Raw genomic sequence first — 4,812 nt, forward strand, 5'->3', positions numbered from 1 at the left:
ATATTTCAGGACAAGACAGCTGAAAAAAACATGAAAGATAAATTATCAATATTGATTATTTGGGCTATGATTATTTTCTCTTGTGGACAAGAAAGTAAATCGACATCAGTTATAGTTTCAAATGATAATGAAACAGTGAATATTTCTGAAAATCAAAAGAGTGTAGCTATTTCTAACGACAAATACGTTGACACCAAATATGTATATGCTGATTCTGACGGCAAACAAATAATAATTGAAAACAGCTTACCAAAAGGGGGACTAAAATACGCTGACCGAAACGGTAAAGAATATGTTTATGCTGTTTTTTGGACACGAATTACCAATGAAACAGATAATCCATTTGAATTGAAAATGGAATTCCCTGAAAATTCATACGAGCTTACTTCTTCACCTGGCAGATTCTTTAGGCTATTTATTCCTTCCGACACAATGACACTTGATAAAGAACCTCTATTTAATTATGGGCTTGATTTAGGAAAATATCTGGACAATAACCTTCACAAACAGGCTGAGTTAAAAAGAATTATTAACCCGAATAAATTTAGTGGTTTCTATATCGTAACTCTTTTTAATAAAGGAGTAGACGGCACATTGCGGACAGGTCTTAGCGTGAAAGAGCAAAGAATCTTCTACAGAATTAATGATAGAGAAATTCAATGTGGAAACATTAATTTGAAAAAATTAGAACTAAATAAATAAGCCAGAACACAACAATGTATATGCGATAATGCTTCCTTAACGGTCGCACTCCACATATACTAAACGTTAGCCTTCATCAAAACCAACCAAGAACCTATGATAAAATTCTTTAGAAAAATTCGCCAAAAACTGCTTGCTGAAAACAAATTCAGTAAATATCTGATTTATGCCATTGGTGAAATTGTTCTTGTGGTAATTGGAATTTTGATAGCGGTGCAAATCAATAATTGGAATGAACAGAGAAAATTTAATAATTTAAGATCGATTTATACAGAAAGGCTATTAAATGACTTAAGACAAGACACTTTAAATATCAATTTATTAGTGAATAGTATTGATAAAAAACAGCTTGCTATTAAATCTCTAACAAAGGAAGTAGATAATGAAAAGAAATCAGGAAAATTATTTATTGCAGTAACAGAATATTTCAGAATAGGCTGGAATATGAATGATTTCACCGCAAATAAGAATACTTATTCAGACTTGTCTGAATCTGGTAATATGAATGTTTTTAAGGACCATGAATTATCAAAGCAAATAAAAAATTATTATGTTAATGTAGAACAAGAGGAAAAAGTCCAATTAACAAATAAAGGATTGGATTATTCCTTTGGATGTTTTCTTGGCCACAGAAGTAAATGCATTTGAATTTGATGAAAGTACCAAAGAGTTATTTCAAAATAATGATTCAACAATTGCCTTGAAAAATCTATTAGAGAATAAAATTTTACTAACAAGAAATGCAGCAGGTCATTTCTGGTTCAATAAATCATTAAAAAGAGGAATAACTGACATTAATAATTTGGCAGTTGGATTAATAAAAACTTTAGAAATAGAACTAAATAAAGATTCCAAAAATTAAAAATATAATTTGATCAAACTAATAACAAAAGACAAACTTAAGCCGTATATAATTTATTGCTTGGTTCACTGTCAACTTACGAACATTCCTTCGGAATATTCTATGTGTGATTTATTTGCTAAATTAGTTGCTTAACCACGCAACTAAACATACACAAGACATTTAACAAAAAGATGGATAAATATCAAGAAACATTTCAGACGTGGAATAAAATTGCTAAAATCTATCAAGACAAGTTTATGAATTTAGACTTGTACAATGACTCATATGATGATTTTCTTGAATTAATTATTAAGACAAATGCTTCTGTTTTGGAAGTTGGTTGTGGACCAGGAAACATAACCAAATATCTTCTAACAAAAAAAACTGATTTAAAAATTATAGGAATCGACATTTCAGAAAATATGATTGAATTGGCCAAAAAGAATAATCCAACGGCTGAATTTGTAATAATGGACTGTCGAGAAATTGACAGTTTAAATAAAAAATTTGATGCAATTATATGCGGATTTTGTATTCCATACTTATCTAACAGCGACTGCCTAAAGCTAATTTCTGACTGTAAAAACTTACTGAATAATTCTGGAATACTTTACTTGAGTTTTGTTCATGGTAACTATGAAAATTCGGGTTATATCTCAGGAAGCAGCGGAGATAGAACATATTTTTATTATCACAATTTGAATAATCTGGTAAAGACACTTGAATCAAATCATTTGGAGATAAATAGATTGATTCCTAAAAATTACATAAAAACTGACGGGACGGATGAAATCCATACAATATTAATATCAAAAAAAACGAACGCACAACATTGGCTATAAGTAATTGCTTGTCCTCGCCTACTTCTGAAAATTGCTTGCGCCAGTTCGCTCCGCTCGTGTCAGTTTGGTGTGTATTTGCAAAGTTTTGTGCTTAACCACGCAACTACTCATAGCCGAGACCGTTGGCGGCAAGCGTCAAAAAAGCTTCAAGAAAATGAAGTCTTCTATTGGCTTAATTGCCATGCTCCTAATCAATATCGTGTATTATTTTTAAATAGTCTTCTCTATATTTACTGCTTATGGGAATCTCCTTATTAGCAATGACTACACAGTGTTTTTTGACCGTTTCTATATGTTTTAATGCTACAATATAGGATCGATGTATTCTTGTAAAACACTCTTTTGGAAGTAATTCTAAGACTTCAGATATTTTATAGCGAGCCAAAATAGGTCGTTTGTCTGTATAGAAAGTCACATAATTACCATCACTTTCTATGTATTTTATATTTTGAACAAACAATTGATGAAATTCTGATCCGCTTTTAATAAAAATTGTTTGATCAGAGATATCAGAAGAAATTTCAGAACTTGAAGTTTTACCCCTAATATTTCCTTCTAAAAGCTGTTTTGCTTTCATAACTGCTTGAAGAAGTCTATCAAATTCAATGGGTTTCAAGAGATAGTCAACTGCTTTAAGCTCATAACTTTCTAAAGCATATTCAGAATAAGCGGTTGTAAATATAATAAGCGGTGGATTTTGCAAAAACTTAGGAAAGCTGATTCCCGATAATTTCGGCATATTTATGTCTAAGAAAATTAGATCAATTTTATGCTGAGGCAGATATTCAAGCGCATCCAAAGGATCTCTAAAAGTTTTCTTTAATACCACAAATGGTATGCTACTTAAATGAAATTTAAGTACATCAATAGCAGCGGGTTCATCATCAATTATAACACAGTTCATAAGTATTCCTAATAAAGTTGCAGAATAAGTAAAGATACATAATATCCATTTTCTTGTTTTGTATCCAAAGTATACCTATTTGGATATAAAATGGCAAGCCTCTTTTTTAAATTATCAAGTCCGAAACAAGATGTTTCATCGGCTAAGCCATAAACCCCTTGACGTATGGTATTGGTTACTTTAAAATATAACTTTTTTTGTTCCTCCTTTAAAGAGATATCGATTATTGATTTTATTTTAGGATCAATTCCGTGTTTAATCGCGTTTTCAACAAAAGGAATAAGTAACATTGGACTTATTTTAACTGAGTTTAGATCTCCTTTAGTGACAAAGTTTATAGATACATCGTCCTCTTCGGCAATCCGTAACTGATAAACCTTAATAAAATTTTTAAGATGATGAATTTCTTTTTCGAGTGCTACTTTATCTTCATTTGTTTCATAAACCATATAACGCATCAATTCTGCCAGTTTAGCAATTCCATCGGCTAAATCGGGAGCATTATACTTTAATGATTTGGCATAAAAACTATTTAAAACATTAAACAAAAAATGAGGATTAATTTTAGACTTTAAAAAAGCCATCTCTGTGGAAAGTTTTTCTTCAAGCAATACTCTTTTAAGTTTTTCATTTTGTATCCAATATTTAATCAGCGAATAAGACAAAGCAACTAATAAAATAAAGAAGCTAACAACTGAATTATAAATTAAATACACAACAAAAGACTCACTCGCAGAGGAGAAAAAATTTACCAGATAGCCGTAATCTATACTACTTTCAAATAAATTGATAAGTATGAAGCCACCTAACAATGAAATAATTAATGCCTTAATTTTTTTCAATCGCAAAAATTTTGGAACTAAAAAGAATGCGGTTGCATAAAAAACGATTTGATTCATAAGCATCCCAAAGCCTATTGCAAGCCAATATGGACCACTTTCTTTTCTAAAGTCACCTATGGTAGCTGTATAGTTTAAAATTAAAAAGTAACCTATTCCCCATACTAAAATATGAATTATTGGTTCTATATATTTTTTCATACTGAATCGTTTCTTCGTCAAAAATAGGGTTTAAAATAGTTTAAAATATTTAAAAGGGATAAAAGAGGTCATGATAGTGACCAAATTCCATATTGCTGTGAAGTTCGCCTTTTTTCACACAATTGTGGGTTCCTATCACAACAACGCAGGCAACAATCACATTCATTTTATAGTATCATTCAAACATTCTAATATTGTTTCAAATTAATTATTAAATCATAAAAAAATGAAAAAAGCAGTTGTAGTATTCATCGCATTAATCTTAGGAATTAATTCCTTTGGACAATCAATCTCCAACAAAGAATTAGAAAATAATATTGATGGCTTATTTGAAAGTTATTCTTATTATAATAGGTTTATTGGAAATGTTTTAATTAGCAAAGACAATCACATCATTTATCAAAAAAGTTTTGGGTATGCAAATGTAAAGGGGCATAAAAAAAATACTGAAAAATCAATATTTAGTATTGCCTCACTCAC

At 30.1% G+C, this 4,812-nt stretch carries 6 protein-coding genes and 1 pseudogene; 5 read left to right on the forward strand and 2 right to left on the reverse strand.

Translation table 11 applies throughout. The annotated features are described in order from the left end of the window. The 4 genes from AC15TD_RS13130 to AC15TD_RS13145 all read left to right on the forward strand — a co-directional run. The coding region (locus AC15TD_RS13130; RefSeq protein WP_484452611.1) for a hypothetical protein at positions 1 to 702 on the forward strand (702 nt) is incomplete at its 5' end. 96 nt (positions 703 to 798) lie between these two features. Then, positions 799 to 1,350 (forward strand): DUF6090 family protein, encoded by a 552-nt coding sequence (locus AC15TD_RS13135; protein WP_484452612.1) that lies wholly within the window; start codon positions 799 to 801, stop codon positions 1,348 to 1,350. Then, the gene (locus tag AC15TD_RS13140) at positions 1,325 to 1,564 is read left to right on the forward strand and encodes a hypothetical protein (RefSeq protein ID WP_484452613.1); all 240 of its coding nucleotides are present in this window, start codon (positions 1,325 to 1,327) and stop codon (positions 1,562 to 1,564) included. Before AC15TD_RS13135 ends, AC15TD_RS13140 begins: the two co-directional genes overlap by 26 nt. A gap of 173 nt (positions 1,565 to 1,737) precedes the next feature. Further along, complete coding sequence (locus tag AC15TD_RS13145; protein WP_484452614.1) at positions 1,738 to 2,388, forward strand: class I SAM-dependent methyltransferase; 651 nt, start codon at positions 1,738 to 1,740, stop codon at positions 2,386 to 2,388. A 187-nt stretch (positions 2,389 to 2,575) separates the two neighbouring features. On the opposite strand, the gene AC15TD_RS13150 is transcribed toward AC15TD_RS13145, so the two are convergent. Further along, positions 2,576 to 3,292: a LytR/AlgR family response regulator transcription factor gene (locus AC15TD_RS13150; protein ID WP_484452615.1), complete on the reverse strand. Its 717-nt coding sequence runs from the start codon at positions 3,290 to 3,292 to the stop codon at positions 2,576 to 2,578. Between the two features lie 8 nt (positions 3,293 to 3,300). Then, complete coding sequence (locus AC15TD_RS13155) at positions 3,301 to 4,332, reverse strand: sensor histidine kinase (RefSeq protein ID WP_484452616.1); 1,032 nt, start codon at positions 4,330 to 4,332, stop codon at positions 3,301 to 3,303. Between the two features lie 226 nt (positions 4,333 to 4,558). Between AC15TD_RS13155 and AC15TD_RS13160 the strand changes: the two are divergent. Further along, positions 4,559 to 4,812, forward strand: a pseudogene (locus AC15TD_RS13160) (hypothetical protein); the annotation flags it as partial.

The sequence above is a fragment of the Yeosuana sp. genome (assembly GCF_057126245.1).